Below are 21,085 nucleotides of genomic sequence, written 5' to 3' on the forward strand. Positions count from 1 at the left end.
CGCGCGGCTCAGGCCTCGCCGACCAGCGCCGCCATGTCCGCGGGCAGCGACGACGTCACCACGAACGCAGGCACCGCGTCGCTGCCGCCCCACCCGATGTAGTGCGCGTGCAGCGCGTGGCGGCTCAGCCCCTCCACCGCGGGCCCGCCGTAGAGCCCGTCGCCGGCCAGCGGGTGCCCCACCGACGCGAAGTGCGCCCGGATCTGGTGCCGCAGCGCCCGCGGGGCCCGCGCCTCGACGAGCTCCCAGAGCCCCACCTGCCGCACGCGCTTGTACATCGTCGCGGCCGGCCTCGGGGCGTACCGCGCCACGTCGCGCGGGTGGATGCACGGGTAGACCCGCTTCTTGTCCTTCGGGTGCGGCGCGAGCGGCACCTCGATCGAGCCCATCTCGGGAAGATCGCCGATCTGGCAGATCAGCAGGTAGCGCTTGTCGAGCCGCCCCTCCTTCAGCCCGGCGCCGAGCGCCGCGAACGCCGCGGCGGTGCGCGCCGCGAGCACGAGGCCGCTCGTGTCCGTGTCCAGCCGGTGGCACAGCCCGGGCTCCCGCGGAGAGAAGCCGATGCCCGCCATCTCGGGGTACCGCGCCACGAGCGCGTTCGCGACCGTCCCGCGCTCGCCCGGATGGAGCGGCGCCGTCGGCACCCCGGCGGGCTTGTTCACCACCACGAGGTCGTCGCGCTCGAGCACCACGTCGAGCGGCGCGGAAGGATCCGGCGTCGCCGCGCCGGAGGCCTCCGTCGGCTCGACGTCGACCTCCAGCACCTCGCCGGCCGCCGCCACGTCGCCCTTCGACGCGCGCCGGCCAGCGCCGCTCTTCCCCACGCCGAGGACGCGCACGCGCCCCTCGGAGAACAGCCGCTTCGCGCCCGCGCGCCCCAGCCCGGGGAGAAGCTGCACGAGCAGCTTGTCGAGGCGCGTCCCTGCATCCAGCTCGGTGATCGTGATCTTCATAGCTCCTACGGAATCGCCCCCTGCCACCCGAGGCCGAGCGCGGGCGCTCGCCGGCTCCCGACCACGCTCTCTCCTATCACTCCCAGCATGGGCAGGCCGTACCGGTTCCACGAGGGGCCCGCGCTGCGGGCTCCGGCGCCGGCAGGGCGGGTCACGCGCCACGCGACGCCCGCCCCGATCAGGAAGCCCGCCGCCGTGGCGCCGACCCAGGCCCGCTGCTGCGCCTCGCTCGGGGACTCGAACACGAGCGGGCTGGCGAGCGCGGCGGCGCCCAGCCCGCCGAGCATCGCGCCCACGTCGATCGCCAGGATCTCCGACGGCGTGACGTCGAGCTGCGTGGCCGCCGCGGCCGCCGCCAGCCAGCCGAGCGCCGCGCCGTAGCCCATCCCAGCGATCGGCGTCCGCTGCACGTCGCCCCGCCCCGCCCACTCGACGAGCCCGCCCAGCATGAGCCCCAGCCCGCCGCCCGACTGCGCCATCAGCGCGCCGCCCTCGGACATCCGGCCCAGCGAGAGCCCGAGCGCCGCCAGCGTGATCCCGGCGGTCCCGCCGATCAGCCCGGACGCCCAGCGCTCCTGGGCCGGATCCGCCGCGTGCTGCGCGAAGCGGCCCTGGTAGATCAGGTGCCCCGCGATCGTCGGCCACCACGTGCCGGACCCGAGGTACCACGCGTCGGCCACGCCGACGTCCCACTCCTCCGCGATGATGATCGCGCCGCCGAGCCCGATGCCGGCGCCGACCGCCAGGAGCGGGTAGAGCAGGCGCGGATCGTCCGAGCCGCTCGATCGCTGGATCGAGAAGCCCACGAGGCCTCCGTAGAGCGTCGCGTTGGCCGCGAGCGTCGCCTTCCCCATGCTGCGCGCCGGCGTGGCGAGGCGCCCGCGGCACCGCTCGGGGCACGGCGCCTCGCGGGACGACGCAGGGTCAGCGGCGGCGCCGGCGTCGAGCTCGGCCAGGAGATCGCGGAGCATCACCGCGGCGCGCACCGCGAGGTCGTCCCGCGCGACGCGCTCGACCCGCACCCTCAGCGACCTCGATCCGCCGGACGCGACGGCGAGCCTGAGCTCCACCTCGTCGCCGCGCAGCTCGAGGCTCGGCGCGATGAAGAGTCTGTCGCCGGAGCGCGCGCGCTCGATGAGCTCGGCCTCGTCGGGGCGCGATCGCGAGGCGACGCGGCCCGCGAGATCCACCGAGAGGCCGAGGTCCTGCGCCGTGTCCGACAGGAGCGCGTCGAGCGCGCTGGCGAGCAGCGCGGCGCGCTCCTCGGCCTCGGGCGCGACGGCGGTCGCGAGCACCACGGCCGATCGCGACGGCCGATCGGGTCGCGGCGACGGCGACGGTCGCTCGTCTCCTCTGGAGCGCGCGGGTGACGCCGCGTCTACAGGCTGAGTCGGCGCGGGCAACGCCGCGCCTTCAGGCTGAGCCGACGCTGGCAGCGCCGCGGCGAGCGCCGCGGCGAGCGCCAGGGCGCCCGCGCCACCGCGGAGGTGCCAGGGGTCGATCATGGGGTTGCTGCTTCGGCCAACGGCGGCGCTCGCCGCGTGGCCACGCCGCTCGGGGCGTCGATCAGAACATGAACGTGCCGCTCGCGAAGAGGTCGAACGTGTTGCTGTCGTTGACGTAGAAGCGGCGGCCGACCGCGTTGATGGTCGGGCGGTAGTTGGGGTTCGGGCTGCCGGTGACGGTGAGGCGCCCGTCCGCGTCCTGGCGGCGGCAAGGCCCTGCCGCCCCGAGGCTGTCCTTGAACTGGGAGTTGCACGGCTGGTCGCCGCCGATGCCGTGCCCCCCGTCGTGGCGGAAGCCCGCGCCGATCTGGAACTTCACGAGCTCGGCCGCCCGCCACGTCACGCTCGCCGAGGCGCGGTACGAGCCGTACGGCTGGACGTCGCTGAGCCCGGTGAAGTACGTCCGCTGCGAGCCCTCGTCGACGATCGACGGCGAGCAGGCCCTCGCGTCGCCCGTCCTGCACAGGTCCGGATCGTACGCGTCGTTGTCGCGGAACGCCGCCCACTGGGGCTGGCGCAGCGAGCTCGCGTCGCTCGAGCCCAGGGCGTCGAACAGCTCCGAGTAGTCGCGCCCCTCGGAGTGGTACTCGCCGGTGAAGCGCAGATCGAGCGTGAGCCCGGTGAACTTCTCGCGGTTCTCCCAGGGGACGATCATCACGCCGAGCATCACGCTGCCGACGAGCGGCGGGTGGTTCACCAGCGACGTCTTCAGGTCGGTGAGGCCGTAGTCGCTCGACTCCTGCTGGAACTCGAACAGCGCCTTGAACCCGCCGTACGGCTCGACGTACTTGATCCGCTTCGACAGGTACGTGTGGACCTCGAGGCCGATGGTGCCGCGCGACACGCCGGGGTCGCGCTGGGCGACCCTCTGCCCCTCGAACTCGCTGTCGCTGCTGTTGTTCCGGTTGACGTCCGACGGATCGGCGCACTTCACCTGGCCGCTCTTCGGCGACTCGGTGCAGGCGTGCATCGGCTCGCTCACGGGGAAGCGCCCCTCGACCCCGAACAGCCAGGTCGGCTTCGTCCGGTCGCGCGCCTGGTTCATGATGTTCACGTCGAGGCCGACGGCGAGGTACTCGATGCCGCTCCGGTTCGGCGACGTGAAGGGCATCTGGAACAGCTGCTCCCCGGGGGCCCCCGCGAGCGCGACGGCCTGCGCCTCCGCCCCGGCGCTGCCGTTGAGATCGGTGAGCTCGCGCGCGTGGTTCAGGATGAGCGGCATCCTGAGGTAGAGCGCCAGGTCCCGGTAGAGGCCGACGTCGAGGCGCAGGTTGAGCTTCGAGGTCGCCTCGTTGTAGGTCGCCACGTTGAGCAGGTTCGACGTGTAGCCGCCCGACGACAGCCCCGGCCCGGCGATGCTCGTCTCGCGCCGGATCTTCGCGCTCTTCGACGCGTACTCGAAGCCGAAGCTGAAATTCAGATCAAAGGTGTCGCCGTCGTCGAAGGCGTCGACGACGCTCGTGATCTCGCCGGTCTCCATCATGAGCCGCGGCTCGGTGGCGCTCCGCGGCTCGTCGGCGGCCGCGGGGGACGCCGCGAGGAGAGCCGCCGCAGCGACTGCGAGCGACGCGAACGCCGAGCCCCCAGCCACGTTGATGGCGACGCGAGCGAGATGGCCTTCGCAGTACCTTCTGCCGTGCATGCTCATGGTTATCCGTCGGACGGACGCTACCGGCCGGGGCAGGAGGGTGTCAATCCGCGAATCGCTCGCCCGGCTCGCGCGGCCGCGCCCCGCCGCTCCCGCCGCAGCAATCCGCTTCGTTCTGCCCCGTTCCGCTCCGTTCAGCGCGGCCGTGGCCGCGGGGGCGCCGCTCAGCGCGCCAAGGAGCGCTCCTCGGGGGCGAACGGGCTCTTCCCCTCCTCGCTGTCGGGGAAGATCTCGCTCGTGATGTCCTCCGCGGCGAGCTCCTCGCGGGCGGTGCTCAGGTCGCGCGACGTCTGATCGAGCCGGTCGGCGAGCACCCCCAGGAACTGCCAGAGCAGCTTCACGGCGAGCTCGTGCTCCTTGCGGAGGATCTCGAAGAAATCGGCGCGCCGGACGGCGATGAGCTCGCTCTGCTCCACGGCCGAGACGGTGGCCGACCGCGGCATGCTGCGGATGAGGGCCATCTCGCCGAAGTGCTCGCCCGGGCCGACCTCGCTCAGCACCGATTCGCCGCGGATGATCCGGACGAGGCCCGAGAGCACGATGAAGAGCTCGTCGCCGCGATCGCCCTCGCGCACCACGATCTGGCCGGGCTCGAACGAGAGCACCTCGGCGACCTGCATGACCCGGAGCATCTCGCGCTCCTGCAGGCGCGCGAAGAGCGGCATCTTCGCGAGCACGTCGCGCTTCAGCGCGAGCAGCCGGGCGCGGACGCTGTCGCGGTGGTCGCCCTGGCCGAGCCGGACGAGGATCGCGGTGATGTTGTCCTTGCCGCCCTTCCTGTTCGCGAGATCGATGAGGCCGTTCGCCGCGACCTCGCCGTTCTCCTCCTCGAAGAACGGCTCGAGCTCCGCGGTGTGCGCGATGTACCCGTGGAGCCCGTCCGACGCGAGGAGGAACTGGTCGCCCGGGAGCACCTCGATCGTGAGCGTGTCGACCTCGACGCGCTCGTACACGCCGACGGCGCGCGTGATCGCGTTCTTCTGCGCGACCTTCTCGATCTGATCGCGCGTGAGCTTCCCGCGCTTGATGAGCTCGTTGTAGACGGTGTGGTCCTCGGTGACCTGCTGGATGCGGCCCTCGCGGAGGAGGTAGATGCGGCTGTCGCCGACGTGCGCGATGTAGCCGTGCGAGCCGGCGATGAGGAGCGCGGAGAGCGTCGTACCCATGCCGCGCTTCGTCGTGTCGGCCTTCGCTTCCTCGTGGATCCGGGCGCACGCGCGCTGGACGGCGTGCTCGAGCAGGCTGAGGACCTCCTTCATCGCGGCGCGCCGCACGTTGCTGCGCGCCTGGTTCTCGATGAGGTCCCGCTCCTTCTTCAGCTCCTCGTGGATGATGCGGACGGCGAGCGCGCTCGCGACCTCGCCTGCGGCGTGCCCGCCCATCCCGTCGGCCACCACGAAGAGCGCGAGCTTCTTGTCGACGAGGTAGTTGTCCTCGTTGTGGTCCCGCATGCGGCCGACGTCGGTCGCCGCATAAAACCTGATGTTTTCGGACAGGCCCATCGGTTCGGGCAGGCTAACCGAGGGCGCGGGAGGAAATCACTACCGATTGCGCCCACCGCGAACTAGACGGTGAAGGACGTCGACGGACGACCTCCTCCCGTCCATCGCGCCCTCGCCGCGCCCGGGGCGTGCTCGCTGACGTAGGCGCGTGCGGCGCGGCGCGGCGCGAGGAGGAGCGGCGTCGGGAGGCGTTCGGGGGGCGGGTGGGGAATCGACCGCGTGGCCGAGGTTGCGAGCGGCGGTACATTCGGAGCGCGTAGAATGGGGGGTTGTATGCGGCTCGTCCTCTTCGATAACACCGACGTCGGGTGGGGTAATGCGCGGCGGGCAAACGGCGCGAGACGTCGCGATGACGCGGCGGCGCGCGCGCACCCAGCTGCGGCGGACGCCGCCGGTTCCGCCGAGACCGGGGACCTCGAGGTCCTGGGCGAGGCCGTGGGCGCGACGATCGGGCTCACGCCGATCTGGCGCGCCGGCGCGCTGCTGCACCGCATGACGGGCGCGGCCGACGCGTGGCAGTCCGCCGCGAGCTGGGCCGAGGCGCTCGGCTGGGCGGCGCGCGCGGCGCGGGAGCGCGGCCGGAAGATCGCGTCGCTGCAGGCCTGGGGGCACGGCGGCTGGGGGTACATGCGCATGGGCGCGACGCGGCTCGACGAGGCCGCGCTCCGGCCCGGCTCGCCGCTTGATGACGCGCTCGACGCCCTGAGGGCCGAGCTCGCGGGGCCGGACGCCCTCGTGTGGCTCCGCTGCTGCAGCGCCTTCGGCCACACCGGCCGGTCCTTCGCGCAGGCGCTCGCGAGGCGGCTCGGCTGCCGCGTCGCGGGGCATACGTACATCATCGCGTTCTACCAGAGCGGGACGCACTCGCTGCGCCCGGGCGAGACGCCGTCGTGGGATCCACACGAGGGCGTGCGCTTCGACGGCGAGGTGCCGACCGGCGCCAAGTGGTCGTCGCGCGGGGCGCCGAACACCGTCTCGTGCCTGGCGGGCGATCTCCCGCAGGGCTACTGACGCCGAAGGCGCAGGTGACGCCCCGTCGCAGGTGAGGCCCCGCCGAGGGTGAGGCCCCGCCCGCTCGGGCGCTCGACCCGCGCCGCCGCGCCGGCGTACGCTGCCGCCATGACGTCGTCCGGAGCGCAGCGAGCGCGCGCGCTCGATCTGCTGAGCCGCGGAGACATGGCCGGCGGGATCGCCGGGCTCGAGGGGCACGTCGCGGGCGCGCCGGACGACGCGGGGGCGTGGCTCGCGCTCGGGGCCGCGTACGCGGCGGAGGAGCGCTGGGCGGACGCGGCGAGGGCGCTCGCGCGTGGGGTGGAGCTCGGCGGAAGGGAGGACGGAGGGGAGGAGCTGATCGAGGCGCGCCTCGCCTACGCCCGCGCCCTGGTCCGCCTCGGCCGGCTCGACGAGGCGGCCGAGGAGCTCCGGCGGGGCGCGGCGATCGAGCCGCCCGATCCGCGGGCGCTGCGCGAGCTCGGGGTCGTGCTGTACGATCTGCGGCTCTACGACGAGGCGGCGCGCTGGCTCGCGCGCGCGTGCGAGGCCGCGCCGGAGGACGCGCGGGCGGCCTTCGCGCTCGGGCTCACGCACGAGGCGCGGCGGGAGATCGCGCCGGCCATCGTGGCCTACCGCGAGGCGGTGAGGCGCGCGCCCTCGTTCGCCGACGCCCGGCTCACGCTCGCGGACGCGCTCGCGTCGATCGGGGAGCACGCGCGAGCGCTGGGCGAGCTCGAGGCGCTGCTCGCGCGCGAGCGGAGCCACGAGCAGGCGGCGAGGAACCGCGAGGTGCTGCAGCGCGCGCTCGCCGAGATGCGCGCGCGCCGGCTGCTCGGCAAGACGGAGCGGGAGCTCGCGCGGTCGGCGCTCGTCATCGAGGCGCAGCTCAGGCGCCGCGAGGCGCGCGCGGCGCCCGCGACGGCGGAGGGCTCGGCGGCGCGGCAGATCGTCCGCTACACGGCGCCGCTCCTCGAGCTCCACGTGACCCTCGACTCCCCGAACAATGGCCCCGGGAGCGGCGCGATCGAGGCGCTGCACCTCGCGCTGACCGATCCGGACCGCGCCGCGCGCGCCGAGGACGACGTCTTCAAGGTCACGGTGATCGGCGAGGACGGCCGGCAGGCGCCGGTCAGCTACGCGACGGGCGCGTCGCTCACGCTCGTGCGCGAGGCGATCGGCTGCCCGATGACGCAGGCGAGCGCGCTCTATACCTCGCTGCTGAAGGGGAGCCCCTCGGTCGACTGGGGCGGCGCGACGCTGCGGTTCGCGAGCGTGCCAGGCACCGGAGGAGCGCCCGGCGGAGAGCGGCACGGCCTCCTGGTCGGCCAGCGCGCCTAGCCTCGGCTCGGCGGGGCGGCGCCGCGCGGCGCGTCGCCCGGCGCGATCATCCCGAGATCGAGCAGCGAGGAGTAGTGCCCGTCCGGCGCGAGGATGACATGGTCGACGAGCGGCACGCCGATCACCTCGCCGGCGGCGGCGACCGCGTTGGTCATGGCCACGTCCTCGGGCGACGGCGCCGAGTCGCCGCTCGGGTGGTTGTGCACGAGCACGAGCGCCGAGGCCGCGTCGGAGAGCGCGGCGCGAAGGATGTCCCTGGCCGTGACGGAGCAGCCGTGGAGCCCGCCCTGCGCGACCCTGCGCGCTCCCCTCATCCCGTTGCGGCCGTCGAGCGAGATCACCCACATCTGCTCGTGATCGAGCGGGCCGAGCTGCGCCGCGCACCACGCCGCGATCGAGGCCGAGGTGCGCACCGGAGGCCGCGGGCGCACCGCGCGCTCGAAGGCGCGCCGCCCGAGCTCGAGCGACGCGGCGATCCGGAGCGCCTTCGCGAGACCGAGGCCGGGGTGCTCGGCGAGCGCGTGCGGGCCGAGCCGCGCGAGCCCCTCCAGCCCGGCGAAGCGCGAGAGGAGCGCGGCGGAGACGAGCGTCACGGGGGTGCCGACCAGCCCTGTGCCGAGCACGATCGCGAGCAGGTCGGCGTCGCCCAGCGACCAGATCCCCTCCTCGAGCGCTCGCTCGCGCGGGCCGATGAAGGCGGCCAGCGCCGAGGGGTCGTCGGTGCACGTCTCGGGCAGGTGATCGGACAGCAGGGGGGCGCGCTTCCACGGGCTCATGCGCGAGCGACAAGCACGCGGCGGGCCCGCCTGCCCGCCCGGGGCGCCGCGGGGACGCGCGCGACGGCGAGGCGGCGGAGCGGCGGCGGAGGGTGGCGGCCGCCAGGCCCCGCGCCGCCGCGCCCTCGCCCGGAGCGCGAACGGAGACGCGCGCGCGTCACTCGACGCGGACGATCGTCTCCGCGGGGAGGCTCTCGGCGAAGGCGTCGCGCGCCGCGCGCACCCTCGCCTCGACGAGGCCGTCGAACGTGAGCTTCGTGCGGTACTCGACGCCGGACCACCTCGGATAAGAGCCGATGTCGACGTCGCGGTGGGCCTCGACCACGCGGTCGAGCATGGGCTTGAGCTGCCCCTCGTCGAGGGTCGTGAACACCGCGAGCGAGACGAACGGCGCCCCGCCGGAGAGCTCCGCCTGGATGAGCGCCTGCTTCGCCCGGAAGATCTGCGGCACGCCGGGCAGCATCCACACGTTGCGCATCACCACGCCGGGCCACGCGGCGCTGCCGCCGGTCACGAGCCGCGCGCCCTCCGGGATGCGGGCCATGAGCAGGTGCCCCTCGGTGAGCCGATCGCCATAGTAGTCGCGCAGGAGGCCCTCGATGTTGGGCGCGCTGACCACCGGCACGCCGAACGCGCGCGCGACGCCCGCGATCGTCAGATCGTCGTGCGTCGGGCCCACGCCGCCGCTCGTGAAGACCCAGTCGTGCGACGCCGCGAGCGCCCGCACCTCGGCGGCGATCACCTCGATCTCGTCGAGCACCATGACCGCCCGCTCCAGCTTGACGCCGAGCGCCCGCAGGGTGCCCGCCAGCACGACCAGGTTCTCGTCAGCGATCTTCCCGCTGAGCAGCTCGTTGCCGATGATCAGCGCCGCTGCGGTCCTCATGTCACCCTTCTTCCGCTCAGCTCTCGAACTCGCGCGTCACCGGGCGCCCGTCGGCGTCCATCCCGAGCAGCTCCTCGACGCGCTTCTCCGCGCGATCGAGGCGCTCCTGCGCCGACCGCGAGAGGCGGATGCCCTCCTCGAAGAGCGAGAGCGCGCGCTCGAGCGGCAGATCGCCGCCCTCGAGCTCCGCGACGATCTTCGCGAGGCGGCGCGTCGACTCCTCGAACGACATCGCGCCGGCGCCCGCGTCGCCGCTCCGCGGAGCGCGGTCTGCCTCGGCCTTCGCCGGCGCCCCGGCGGCGCCGGGCTCCGCGCTCGATCCGGCGCGTGACTCGGCGCGTGATTCCACGCCCGCGCCGCCCTCGTCCGTCGCGTTGCTCATCGTCGTCATGAGCCAGCGTCCCCCGGGGGTGCGGCCGGCGCAAGCAGGACGGCGCTCGCGCCGGGCGGCACCGCCGGCACGAGGAGCACGCCGTCGGGATCGGCCACGACAGGGACCGCGAGCCCATCCGGCCGAACGAGCCGTGCCGGACGCGAGGAAGCGCTCCCGGACGCGCTCCGGTCGTTCGGGACGATGGCCACCCACACGACGCCCGTCGCCAGCGCGGAGCGCGGCCGATCGAGGGCCCGCGCGTCGGCGCCGGAGAGGGCGGCCCGCGCGAGCGCGCGCACCCCTTCGTCAGGATCGAGATCCCGCGCCGCGACGAGGACGCGCCTGCGCTGCACCTCGGTGCGCCGGGACAGGCCGCGGACGATCGCGCGGCGCACCGCGGGGTCGTCCTCGAAGCGGTACGCGCGGGCGAGAAGGGAGACGCTGTCGGGCATCGGGTCGCTCCCGAGGCCGAGCGCGACGTGCGCGCGCACGACGGGATCGCTCCCCTCGAGCAGCCGCTCGATCCTGCCGCGGACCACCTCGTCGTCGCGGGCCGCGAGCGCGCGGGCGGCGAGCGGCGACAGCGGTCCGCCCGCCTCCGCGAGGGCGGCGAGCCGCGAGGTGGCGATCGCCCCGCCCCCGGGCTCCGCGAGCAGCGCGACGCCGGCGGAGATCGCCGCCGCGTCGGGCGCCGCGTCGTCGCTCTTCGCGGCGCTGGCGGCGCCGGGCGGCGACCCGGCGCCCGACGCCGCGAGCGCCGCGAAGAGCGGCGCGAGGGCGGCGAGGGCGCGCTCGCCCCGAGCGAGCGCGCCGCGCGCCGCCGCGTGGACCGCCGCGCGATCGCAGGAGGACGGGGAGCAGGCCCCGACGACATCGACCGCGTCGCGGAGGCCGAGCGCCACGGCGCCGAACACCCCGACGGCGCGATCGCTCGACCCGCTCGGCGCGGCGAGCGCGGCGAGCAGCCGCTTCTCGAGCGCCTCGGGCGCGTCGCGCAGCACGAGCCCGCGGACCACCCCGGCGCGCAGGCCGAGCCTGCGGAGGTCCGCGTCCTTCGCGGCGCGCGGGCCCTCGAAGAACTCCGCGACCGCGGCCCGCGCCTCGGCTCCCGGCATCGTCGCCAGCGCGAACGCGGCCGCCGTCGCCAGCTCGGGGCGCTCGCTCAGGACTCGGCGCAGCTGCCGCGCCGCCTCCGCGCCGCCCGCGCGGCCGATCGCCGCGACCGCGCGGGGCCGCGCGTCGTCGGGGAGCAGCGGGAGGGCGCGCGCGAGCGCCGGCACGAGCCGCTCCGCCGGCACGAGCTCGGCCAGCCTGAGCCCCTCCATCCGCCCGAGCTCCGATCCGAGCAGCGCGGCGACGGCGTCCGCCGCCTCCGGCGCCCCGAGGTACACGAGGATCTCCGCCGTCGGCTCGAAGAGCCCCGGCTCTGGCTTGCGGAGCCACGCGCGGGCCTTCGCCAGCGCCGCCTCGTCGCCGAGGCGCGCGAGGGCGCGCGCCGCGGCCACCTGCGCCGCCCTGTCGCCGCCCTCGAGCATCGGCCGGAGCGCCGCGATCGCCCGGAGATCGCCGAGATCGCCGAGGAAGCTCGCGAGCGCCGGATCGATCCGCTTGCGACTGCCGAGCAGGAGCTGGAGCGACGCGGGCGGGTGCGCCTTGATCGCGCGCGCGGCGGCCTCGCCCGCGGCCCCGCCCTGCACGATCGCGTTCACGAGCACGCCGAGCGCGCGCCGCTCGCCCGTGCGCGCGAGCGCGAGGGCGGCGGTGCCGCGCAGCACCTCGCCGAGCGGCGACGCGGCGCCGCGCGTGGGCCCGCTCTCCGAGAGCTCGCGCGCGAGCAGCTGGCGCACGCTGTCGCGCTTCGCGTGGGCCGCCAGCGCCCGCACCGCCGCGAGGCGCGTCCTGGGATCGCGCGCCCCCGGGGCGCCGTGCTGATCGAGCGCGGCGAGCAGCGCGCTCACCGCCTCCTCGGTGCCGATCGCCCCGAGGCGCTCGATGCCGCGGAGCCGCGCCGCCGGGTCGCTCGACGAGAGCAGCCGCTCGCCGACCGCCACGCCGAGGCTGCCGCGCAGCGGCGTCGCGCCGGCCTGGGCCCCCGCGGGCGCCTTGCCGCCTTCCTCCGCGGCCTGCGGCGCCCGGGCGGTCCGCGCGACCGGCTGAGGCGCTGCCGGGCCCGCCATCGCGGTGGCCGCGAGCGCCGCGGCGAGGCCCAGGGCGCGGGGGGTTCCAGGGAGGAATCGCATTCGCTGCGCCGCACTATCCCGCGATCGACGGCCCGCTGTCACGCCCCAGGCCGAGCCGTGTCAGCGCCGCGTGACAGCCTGGAATTTGATGGAAGCACGCGCTAGGTCGACCTACCGTGCAGCCGCGAAATGCGGCTGTGAGAGAGGTGACGCTTGATCGACCTGGTACGGACACTGGAAAAGGCCATCACGGTCTCCGCCGGCAAGGCATGGCCCGTCTTGCAGCGACTGAGCCGCCTCGGCGGCGAGCCCAGGCCGTTTCACCCGAAGTGGAGCGACAAGCCGATCCCGAGGGGCGGCGAGCGCACGAAGCCCCCGCTCGGCTGGCCTCGCGAGACGGACAGCCTGTGCCCGCGCTGCGTCAAGGAGGCGCGCGACGAGATCCTGAGTGGCAGGGCGGATTGGACCAAGCTCATCACGGACAAGCCCGGCGAGATCCGCGCCAGCATCGTCGCGCGCGAAGGGCGCGTGGTCATGGAGAAGACGTGCCCGAAGCACGGCTTCTTCTCGGACACGATCTCGATCGACCCGGCGTTCCTGGCCCGGATCGAGCGCCTCTTCGGCGGCCGCGACGTCGAGATGACGAAGGACAGGATCCACGACCACGGATCGAGCACCATCCGTTACGGTCGCGGCGCGGTGCTCACGGTCGACCTGACGAACCGCTGCAACATGATGTGCGACCCGTGCTTCATGGATGCCAATCAGGTCGGCTACGTGCATGAGCTCTCCTGGGAGGAGATCACGAGGATCCTGGACGACGCGGCGGCGGTGCGCCCGCGCCGCCAGATGTCGATCCAGTTCTCCGGCGGCGAGCCGACGCTGAGCCCGCACTTCCTCGACGCGATCCGGTACGCGCGCGAGAAGGGCTACTTCGCGGTGCAGTGCGCGACGAACGGGATCCGCTTCGCGGACGAGCCGGGCTTCGCCAGGAAGGCCAAGGAAGCGGGCCTCCGGATGGCGTACCTGCAGTTCGACGGGGTCACGAACGCCGCGAACGGCCACCGGAAGATCGGGAACCTCTACGACGTGAAGCTGCGGGCGATCGAGGAGCTCTCGGCCGCCGGGATCGACGTCATCCTGGTCGTGACGATCGTCAACGGGGTCAACAACGATCAGGTGGGGCCCATCATCGACTTTGCGGTCCAGAACGCCGACAAGATCACCGTCGTCAGCTTCCAGCCGGTCAGCTTCACCGGCCGCGACGAGGACATCTCCGACGAGCTGCGCGAGAAGCAGCGCTATACGCTGAGCCACCTCGCGCACGACATCGCCCGGCAGACGGGCGTGACCGACCCGCTGCGCGACTGGTTCCCCCTGTCGGCGCTCAGCCCCTTCGGCAACGTGACCGACCTCCTCGACGGCCCCGACAAGGACTGGGGGCAGATCAACTGCGGCTGCCACCCGAACTGCGGGATCGGGACCGCGCTGTTCGTCCACAAGAAGACGAAGCAGATGGTCCCGCTGCTCGACTTCATCGACGTCGAAGGGCTGCTCTCCGACCTGCGCGCGATCTTCGACGCGGGGCGCGGCCGCGCCCTCACGAAGGCGCAGGTCGTCGCCGCGCTGCTGCGCCATTACCAGCCGGACAAGGCGCCGCCCGGCTTCCACCTCGCGACGCTCGTGAAGCAGTTCATGAGCCAGACGGGCGCCGCGCACGCCGGCGAGGGCGACGCCCGCGAGTACGAGTGGCGGGTCCTTTTCGTCGCGGGCATGTGGTTCCAGGATCTGTTCAATTACGACTTCCGCCGCACCGAGATGTGCATCATTCCGTACGGAACGCAGCTCGGCGAGATCAGCTTCTGTGCGTACAACACCGGGGCTGGATGGCGGAATATCCTCGAGAAGATGAAGGCCAACGCCACGGTGGCCGAGTGGTACAAGAAGCACGGCAGGCACCCTGTCTATGCGAAGAATCAGGATCTTCCTTTACCGACCTACGACAAGCCCCTAACGATCATCGAGCACGACCTTGCGTTGCGCGAGCGCGAGCAGGGCGGCGCGCGCTCACGGCGGGCGGCCAGGCGGCTGCCGATCGTGAGCTGATCGCGCTCGCACCGCGCGCGGCAAGGAAGCGCAGCGCAGGACAGCGCAGCGCAGCGCGGCCCCCGATCGCCGAGAGACAGGTCACGTGAGCCGCCGGGCTCGGCGCCCCTGGGCTCGGCGATCAGTCGCAGGGCACCTCACATCGACACAGAATCCGCTTCTCCTCGCGGCCGTGTGGGAGGAGGCTCGCGTGAGCGGCGCGGGAGTCGTGGAGAACGCACCACGCATGGTGTAGTCTGGTCACGTGACCTTGCACGCGGGCCGCTATGAGAGCTTGCGCGCCATCGCGTCAGGCGGCATGGCGACGGTGTATCTCGGGCGGGCCGTGGGCGCCGGCGGGTTCGAGCGCCTCGTCGCCCTGAAGATGATGCACCCGCACATCGCGGCGGAGCCCGAGTTCGTCGCGATGTTCCTCGACGAGGCGCGGCTCGCGGCGCGGGTCCGCCACCCCAATGTCGTCGCGACGTTCGATCTCGTCGAGGACCCGCTATTCCTCGTCATGGAGTACATCGAGGGGCCGTCGCTGCACACCTTGCTCCGCACGTGCGCGCGGGCGAAGCGGCCCGTCCCGCTCGGGATCGTGCTCCGCATCTTCCTCGACGTGCTCGCGGGTCTCCACGCCGCGCACGAGCTCACGGGGGGCGAGGGCGAGCCGCTCAACCTCGTGCACCGCGACGTCTCGCCGCAGAACGTGCTCGTCGGCGTCGACGGCATCGGGCGCATCACCGACTTCGGGGTGGCCCGCGCCGAGACGAGGCTCATGTCGACGCGGGGCAACGCGCTCAAGGGCAAGCTCGCCTACATGGCGCCCGAGCAGATCCGGGGCGCGAACGTCGACCGTCGCAGCGACGTGTACTCGGCCGGCGTGGTGCTCTGGGAGATGCTCACGGAGGAGCGCCTGTTCAAGGCCGACAACGACGGCGCGCTGCTCGCGCAGATCCTCCAGGGCGCGCCCACGGGGCCGCGCGGGGTGGTCCCGTCGGTGCCGGCCGCGATCGACGAGATCTGCCTGCGCGCGCTGCGCACCGACCCCGACGATCGCTTCCCGACCGCCGCGGCGTTCGCCGAGGCGCTGGAAGACGCAGCCACGCAGACGCCGGGCCTCGCTGTGTCGTCGCCCCGGGCGGTGGAGGCGCTCATCAAGGAGGTCGGTTTGCGCGGGCCGCCGGAGAGCCTCACGGCGCCGGTCAGCGCGCGGGGCGTTCCCGCCTCGGCGCCCAAGTCGGGGCGATCGCCGCTGAGCCAGCGCTCTCCGTTGAGCGATCCGCTGAGCCCGCGCTCTCCGTTGAGCGATCGTCTGCCCCTCAGCCAGCGCGCTCCTTTGACCCAGCGGAGCGTCGAGGCGGCGCAGGACAGCTCGGGCGCCGAGGGCAGCGCGCCGGGGCTGGGCGCCGTCGTCTCCGAGGCCGTCTCCCGCGGCCGGCACCACATCGCGCGCCGCCGCGTGCTCGCCAGCGCCTGCGCGGTCGCGATCGCGGTCGGGGCGGGCGCCTTTCTCGCCGCCGGCCAGAAAGAGCCAGCCGCGCCCTTCACGGGGGAGAGCGCCTCTGTCTCCCGGATCTCGTCCTTCTTCCCCGCGGCCGCGGCGGCCAGCGGGCCAGTCCAGGCGGCCGCGCCCGGGCATTCCGGCGAGCTGGCCGGGTCCGCGGTCCCCGGCGGCTCCGCTCAGGGCGCCGCTCCCGACAGCTCCGCTCAGGGCGTGATTCCCGGCAGAGCCGCCCAGAGCCCCGCCCCGCGGCCGAGCGCCAGAGCGACCCCGCCCGCGGCCGTCAAGCCCAGGACGAGCCGACCCGACACGCGCACGACCAGCGGATCCACGGCCCCGACGGCGAAGCCGGCCACCCGCTCATCGACCGTTCGGAGCGCGGCGCCGAAGACCGCGCCAAAGGCGCCAGAGCCGAAGCGGAGCGCTCCGCGGACGACCTCCCGGACGCCCTTCAAGCCATCCGGCCTGTGACGCACACAGGGCTGTGACGCACGACGTCACCGCGGAGATAGCCCAAGACGGTACGTGCGCATGGATCCAGCGCGCCCCCCGGGCCGAGCCATGATCCTTTTCGCCGCCTCGTCCAACACTCCGACCATGGAGGCACGTCCAACACCCCGACGACCGCGAGCACCCGCGACCTCGGCGCCGATAGCGCGACGTCGGGTCGCGCTATCGCACATTGAACGCGCTGCGGCGTCGCCTACATGCTCACAAACGACAGCAGAACGTCAGTGGTCGCCTCACGAGCGCGATAGGGGAGGTAGACTATTCTTGTCGTGGGGCGGTATGTGCTCGCCCAAGTGAAAGACGCGCCGCGCGTCGGACGTTACCCCGGGGGGAACCAGCTCATGCGCTCGCTTTTTGAGCAGGTCGTCGAGTGCTGTGGCCTCGCACCCGCGTTCGCCAGAAAGATCATCCAGGATGCCTGCGAGCGGAGCGATGTGTCACCGCCCGAAGCGATGACGCCAGCCGATCTCATCCGCACGCTCCCTCACATCCGCCAGGCCCTCGGCGTCTTCCTCGATCCCGGGGAGGTGGCGCTGAAGACGGCCGCGATGCGAGCCCTCGTCAAGGGCTCCTGGCCGTCGATGGCCGCGGTCGTCCCCCCTGGTTCGAACCAGGAGAGCCGGACCCCTCAGGACGAGCCGAAGGCCAAATCGAGCTCATAGAGCTCGTAGTGCGAACGCCGCATTCCGAGCGCGACATACGTCGACTGCGCTCGCGCGTTCTCGGTCTCCACGTACAGGCGGATACCGCACACGTCCCCCGCGTCCGCCGCCATCTCGTGGACTCGCTGATACAGCGCCCGGAAGACCCCGCTGCGCCGCTGCGCGGGGGTCACATAGACGGACTGGATCCACCAGAAAGTACCGTTTCTCCAGTCACTCCATTCGTAGGTGACCATCAGCTGCCCGGCCATCTCGGACGCGTGCTCGGCCACCAGATAGAACCCTTTGGCGGCATCCGCGATCAGCGCGGCGGCGCCGCGGAGGGTGGTGGCGGCATCCAGCACCTTGCCCTCCGTCTCGAGCGCCATCGCCCGGTTGTTCGCCGCGATCAGCGCGGCGTCGGTGGGCGCCGCCCGGCGGATCACGAGCGCTGTCACGAGGCGACCTCCCGGCGGGCGTCGCAGGGACGTTCTCCGGCCGTACGGCCGGAGAGCGCGGAAGCGCGGCATCGGATCGACATGGCCGACCCCATACCGCGGGCAGCACGGCTGCTCAATGACGACACGCGCGACGCGTACGACGTTGCCGCAGCGCGTTATGTTTCGAGGAGCGATCCTCGACGAGCGCGCCCGGCGCGCGGCGCGCGGTCCATGGCCCAGCCGCGCCGGCTGCCTCTTGCGGCGGTTGGCGGAGGTTGTGCTCCTCGCCCGATCGCGCATACCCTCCGGGCGCCGAAGCCTCCCGGAGGGTGACCCTTGACACTGCTCGTCAGCGACTCGATTGCCCAGCGCGTCCAGCGGCTGGAGATCCCTTTCAACAGCTTCGGGGTCGATCCTTACGGCATCTCCCAGAAGCACCTGGGTCTCTTCTTCTCCCTCCTGGATTTCTTCTATCATCATTACTTCTCGGTGGGCGTGACGGGCCTGGAGAACGTCCCCGCGCGCGGGCGGGCGATGCTCGTCGGCAATCACTGCGGGGGAGTCGCCATCGACGGGGCGATGGTGGTCGCGTCGATGTTCTTCGCGATGGATCCTCCGCGTCTGGCCGAGGGGATGGCGGAGAAGTTCATCAATCGCCTCCCCTTCACCTCGCTCTGGTCGAGCCGCACAGGGCAGTTCACCGGCCTCCCCGAGCACGCGAGCCGCCTCCTCGAGGACGAGCGGCTGCTCATGGTGTTCCCCGAGGGGGCGCGCGGCACCGCCAAGCTCTACAGCGAGCGCAACTCGCTCGTGCACTTCGGGTCGGGGTTCGTCCGGCTCGCGATGAAGACGAGGACGCCCGTCATCCCCTTCGGCTTCGTCGGCGGCGGCGAGGCGGTGCCGACCATCGCCAACTCGTACACGATCGGCCGGCTGTTCGGCGTGCCGTACATCCCGATCACCCCGTACCTCATCCCGGCGCCGCTGCCGGTCCAGCTGGAGATCACGTACGGCGAGCCGATGACGTTCGCCGGGACCGGCGCCGAGGAAGACGAGGTGATCCTGGGCCACGTCGAGCAGGTGAAGGCGAGGATCGCCGAGCTCATCGAGGACGGTCGAAAGCGGCGCCGCGGGAAGCTTTCGGTGGACTGGCGCGGCGCCACGCCGCCCAGGCCCACCTCATCGAAGGAGCACGCATGAGGGTCCTCATCCCAGGGATCACCGGCCAGCTGGGCCGCATGGTCGCGACGCGCCTCCTCGAGGAGGGGCACGAGGTGATCGGCATCGACCGGCGGCCGTGGCCGACCGCCCCGGCCGGCGTCGAGATGCACAACGTGGATCTGCAGAAGCGCGCCGCGGAGGACGTGTTCCGCAAGGCCCGGCCCCAGGCCGTCATCCACATGGCGACCGTGACGCACCTCGTGGAGCAGACGGAGGAGCGGTATCGGATCAACCTCGGCGGCACGCGCGTCGTCTTCGACAACAGCCGCGCCTGCGGGGTCGAACACGTGATCTTCGTCGGCCGACACACCTACTACGGCGCCGGCCCCGAGTCGCCGCTCTACCACACGGAGGAGGATCCTCCGATGGCGGTGTCCACCTTCCCCGAGCTCGCCGACCTCGTCGCGGCCGATCTCTACGCCTGCACGGCGCTCTGGCGCGCTCCCGAGCTCTGCACGACCGTTCTCCGCATGTGCTACACGCTCGGCCCGACAGGCCACGGCACGCTGGCGAGCTTCCTCCGCGGCCCCCGCGTCCCGTACGTGCTCGGGTTCGACCCGCTGTTCCAGTTCATGCACGAGCAGGACGTCGTGACCGCCATCTGCCTCGCCCTCGAGAAGCGCATCCGCGGCGTCTACAACGTCTCTGGCCCGCAGCCTGTGCCCCTGTCGCTCATCATCCGGGCGGCGGGCCGTGTGGCGTTGCCCCTCCCCGAGTTCGTGCTGCGCAACGCGTTCGGCCGCTTCGGCCTGCCGAAGCTCCCTCGCGCGGCGCTGACCCACATCAAGTACCCCGTCGTCGTGGACGGGGCCGCGTTCCGCGCCGCGACCGGGTTCAAGCACGCCATCGACGAAGCCGAGGCCATCCGCGAGTACCGCGACGCCCACCCGGTCCCGGCGAGCCGCCCCTGAGCCGGGGAGTTCATCTCATGAGATAAGGAGGTCCCGATGTTGTCCGAGAAGGTCAATCAGTTCGCGCCGGCCAGGCTCACCGCGGACATCGACGGTCTACCCGAGCCGGAGAGGAGAGCGCTCGGCAAGCTCATCGAGGCTTCGCGGCAGCTCGATCCCGTGTTCGATCGGCAGGCCTACGCCGGGAACCCGGAGCTCCGCGAGGAGCTGGTGGCGGACGGCACCCCGGAGGGGCGGGACAGGCTCGCCTATTTCGACATCATGCGCGGCCCGTGGGACAGGCAGGATCACCACCGCCCCTTCGCCATCGACAGGCCCCATCCTCCCGGCGCTGGCTTCTACCCGGAAGATCTCTCGGCCGACGAGCTCAACGCGTGGGTCGAGCAGCACCCGGGCGACAAGGAGGCCTTCAACAGCCTGTTCACGCTCATCCGCCGGGACCAGGGCCGGCTCGTCGCCGTGCCGTACAGCCAGGCCTACGCCGCGTGGCTCGGCCCCGCCGGCGCGCTCCTCGAGGAGGCCGCGGCGCTCACCGCGAGCGAGAGCCTAAGGCGGTTCCTGAGGTCCCGGGCCGCCGCGTTCCGCTCCGACGACTACTATGCATCCGACAAGGACTGGATGGACCTCGACAGCCGCGTCGAGGTGACCATCGGCCCTTACGAGACCTACGAGGACGAGCTCCTCGGCCTCAAGGCCTCGTTCGAGTCGTTCGTCACGGTGAGCGACCCCGACGCTTCCCGCAAGCTCTCGAAGTACAAGGAGCTCCTCCCGGAGATGGAGCGCAACCTGCCTGTCCCCGAGGACGTGAAGACCGCGCGGGGCGGCGAGAGCCCCATCCAGGTCGTCGACCTCGTGTTCAGCGCCGGCGACGCCCGCAAATCGGTCCAGACGATCGCGTTCAACCTGCCGAACGACGAGCGCGTTCGCGCCGAGAAGGGGGCCAAGAAGGTCCTGCTCCGCAACGTCATCGAGACGAAGTTCGAGCTGATCATGCGCCCTATCGCCGAGCGCATCCTCGACCCGGCGCAGCTCGATCACCTGTCCTCCGACGCGTTCTTCAACGAGACGCTCTTCCACGAGCTCTCGCACAGCCTCGGCCCTGCGTTCACGACCGCGAGCGGGGAGCGGGTCGAGGTGCGGATCGCGCTCGGCCCGACGTACTCCGCGCTGGAGGAGGCCAAGGCCGACGTGATGGGCGCTTACAACGTCCTCTTCATGATCCAGCGAGGCCACTTCGCGGCGGATTTCAGGGAAAAGCTCCTCATCTCCTATTTCGCAGGGCTCTTCAGGAGCACCCGCTTCGGCGTGGCCGAGGCGCACGGCAAGGGGGCCGCCCTCCAGATCAACCGGTTCCTCGAGGAGCGCGCCGCCCGCTTCGACCCGGCGACACGGCGCTTCACCGTCGACGCCGAGGAGCTCGAGGCCGCCATCACCCGCCTCGTCCGCGATCTCTGCATGGTGCAGCACCGCGGCGACAGGCAGGCCGCCGGCGAGCTCCTCGCCAGGTACGGAGAGGTCTCGGCGCCGATGCAGCAAGCGCTCGGCGGCCTCGCGGGGATCCCGATCGACATCCGGCCGATCTACCCGCTCGCCGGCGAGTGAGCCGCCGGCGAGCG

At 72.8% G+C, this 21,085-nt stretch carries 17 protein-coding genes; 8 read left to right on the top strand and 9 right to left on the bottom strand.

Annotation, left to right across the window (positions count from 1 at the left end):
• Positions 1 to 8: 8 nt before the first annotated feature.
• From WMF11_RS35785 to WMF11_RS35800, 4 genes are all read right to left on the bottom strand, one after another.
• Positions 9 to 953 (bottom strand): RluA family pseudouridine synthase, encoded by a 945-nt coding sequence (locus tag WMF11_RS35785; RefSeq protein ID WP_437973924.1) that lies wholly within the window; start codon positions 951 to 953, stop codon positions 9 to 11.
• A gap of 5 nt (positions 954 to 958) precedes the next feature.
• Entirely contained in the window at positions 959 to 2,458 is a 1,500-nt protein-coding gene (locus WMF11_RS35790; protein ID WP_437973925.1) for a hypothetical protein, read from the bottom strand.
• A gap of 61 nt (positions 2,459 to 2,519) precedes the next feature.
• Positions 2,520 to 4,100: a hypothetical protein gene (locus WMF11_RS35795; RefSeq protein ID WP_437973926.1), complete on the bottom strand. Its 1,581-nt coding sequence runs from the start codon at positions 4,098 to 4,100 to the stop codon at positions 2,520 to 2,522.
• 170 nt (positions 4,101 to 4,270) lie between these two features.
• Positions 4,271 to 5,608, bottom strand: coding sequence for a Stp1/IreP family PP2C-type Ser/Thr phosphatase (locus WMF11_RS35800; RefSeq protein WP_437903716.1), 1,338 nt, complete (start codon positions 5,606 to 5,608; stop codon positions 4,271 to 4,273).
• Between the two features lie 273 nt (positions 5,609 to 5,881).
• On the opposite strand from WMF11_RS35800, the gene WMF11_RS35805 reads away from it, so the two are divergent.
• Complete coding sequence (locus WMF11_RS35805; RefSeq protein WP_437903717.1) at positions 5,882 to 6,619, top strand: hypothetical protein; 738 nt, start codon at positions 5,882 to 5,884, stop codon at positions 6,617 to 6,619.
• Positions 6,620 to 6,727: 108 nt separating this feature from the next.
• Complete coding sequence (locus WMF11_RS35810; RefSeq protein ID WP_437903718.1) at positions 6,728 to 7,939, top strand: tetratricopeptide repeat protein; 1,212 nt, start codon at positions 6,728 to 6,730, stop codon at positions 7,937 to 7,939.
• On the opposite strand, the gene radC is transcribed toward WMF11_RS35810, so the two are convergent.
• The 4 genes from radC to WMF11_RS35830 all read right to left on the bottom strand — a co-directional run bounded on the left by radC (position 7,936) and on the right by WMF11_RS35830 (position 12,214).
• A complete protein-coding gene (radC, locus tag WMF11_RS35815) occupies positions 7,936 to 8,715 on the bottom strand; it encodes a RadC family protein (RefSeq protein ID WP_437543903.1) in 780 nt (259 codons plus the stop codon). The two genes, WMF11_RS35810 and radC, sit on opposite strands and share 4 nt — an antisense overlap.
• 157 nt (positions 8,716 to 8,872) lie before the next feature.
• Positions 8,873 to 9,601: a competence/damage-inducible protein A gene (locus WMF11_RS35820; RefSeq protein ID WP_437903719.1), complete on the bottom strand. Its 729-nt coding sequence runs from the start codon at positions 9,599 to 9,601 to the stop codon at positions 8,873 to 8,875.
• 16 nt (positions 9,602 to 9,617) lie between these two features.
• On the bottom strand, positions 9,618 to 9,983 hold the full coding sequence (gene xseB, locus WMF11_RS35825; protein ID WP_437973927.1) for an exodeoxyribonuclease VII small subunit: 366 nt from the start codon (positions 9,981 to 9,983) through the stop codon (positions 9,618 to 9,620).
• Between the two features lie 5 nt (positions 9,984 to 9,988).
• Positions 9,989 to 12,214 carry a HEAT repeat domain-containing protein gene (locus WMF11_RS35830; RefSeq protein WP_437973928.1) on the bottom strand — a complete coding sequence of 742 codons (2,226 nt, stop codon included), beginning with the start codon at positions 12,212 to 12,214 and terminating at the stop codon, positions 9,989 to 9,991.
• A gap of 153 nt (positions 12,215 to 12,367) precedes the next feature.
• Here WMF11_RS35830 and WMF11_RS35835 point away from each other — a divergent pair, with 153 nt between their 5' ends.
• The 3 genes from WMF11_RS35835 (at position 12,368) to WMF11_RS35845 (ending at position 16,918) form a co-directional block, all read left to right on the top strand.
• The gene (locus tag WMF11_RS35835; protein WP_437903722.1) at positions 12,368 to 14,260 is read left to right on the top strand and encodes a radical SAM protein; all 1,893 of its coding nucleotides are present in this window, start codon (positions 12,368 to 12,370) and stop codon (positions 14,258 to 14,260) included.
• 244 nt (positions 14,261 to 14,504) lie between these two features.
• The gene (locus WMF11_RS35840; RefSeq protein WP_437903723.1) at positions 14,505 to 16,217 is read left to right on the top strand and encodes a protein kinase domain-containing protein; all 1,713 of its coding nucleotides are present in this window, start codon (positions 14,505 to 14,507) and stop codon (positions 16,215 to 16,217) included.
• A 380-nt stretch (positions 16,218 to 16,597) separates the two neighbouring features.
• Positions 16,598 to 16,918, top strand: coding sequence for a hypothetical protein (locus tag WMF11_RS35845; RefSeq protein WP_437543914.1), 321 nt, complete (start codon positions 16,598 to 16,600; stop codon positions 16,916 to 16,918).
• Here WMF11_RS35845 and WMF11_RS35850 read toward each other — a convergent pair.
• The gene (locus tag WMF11_RS35850) at positions 16,885 to 17,355 is read right to left on the bottom strand and encodes a GNAT family N-acetyltransferase (RefSeq protein ID WP_437903724.1); all 471 of its coding nucleotides are present in this window, start codon (positions 17,353 to 17,355) and stop codon (positions 16,885 to 16,887) included. The genes WMF11_RS35845 and WMF11_RS35850 overlap by 34 nt on opposite strands.
• A gap of 318 nt (positions 17,356 to 17,673) precedes the next feature.
• Here WMF11_RS35850 and WMF11_RS35855 point away from each other — a divergent pair, with 318 nt between their 5' ends.
• From WMF11_RS35855 to WMF11_RS35865, 3 genes are read left to right on the top strand one after another with little or no spacing between them, the layout of a single operon-like run.
• On the top strand, positions 17,674 to 18,537 hold the full coding sequence (locus tag WMF11_RS35855; RefSeq protein ID WP_437903725.1) for a lysophospholipid acyltransferase family protein: 864 nt from the start codon (positions 17,674 to 17,676) through the stop codon (positions 18,535 to 18,537).
• Positions 18,534 to 19,469: an SDR family oxidoreductase gene (locus WMF11_RS35860; RefSeq protein WP_437543918.1), complete on the top strand. Its 936-nt coding sequence runs from the start codon at positions 18,534 to 18,536 to the stop codon at positions 19,467 to 19,469. The genes WMF11_RS35855 and WMF11_RS35860 overlap by 4 nt, the downstream gene beginning before the upstream one ends.
• A gap of 36 nt (positions 19,470 to 19,505) precedes the next feature.
• Positions 19,506 to 21,071, top strand: coding sequence for a dipeptidyl-peptidase 3 family protein (locus WMF11_RS35865; RefSeq protein ID WP_437903726.1), 1,566 nt, complete (start codon positions 19,506 to 19,508; stop codon positions 21,069 to 21,071).
• Positions 21,072 to 21,085 lie beyond the last annotated feature (14 nt).

The organism is Sorangium sp. So ce295, from assembly GCF_051527405.1.
Lineage (GTDB): Bacteria > Myxococcota_A > Polyangia > Polyangiales > Polyangiaceae > Sorangium > Sorangium cellulosum_B.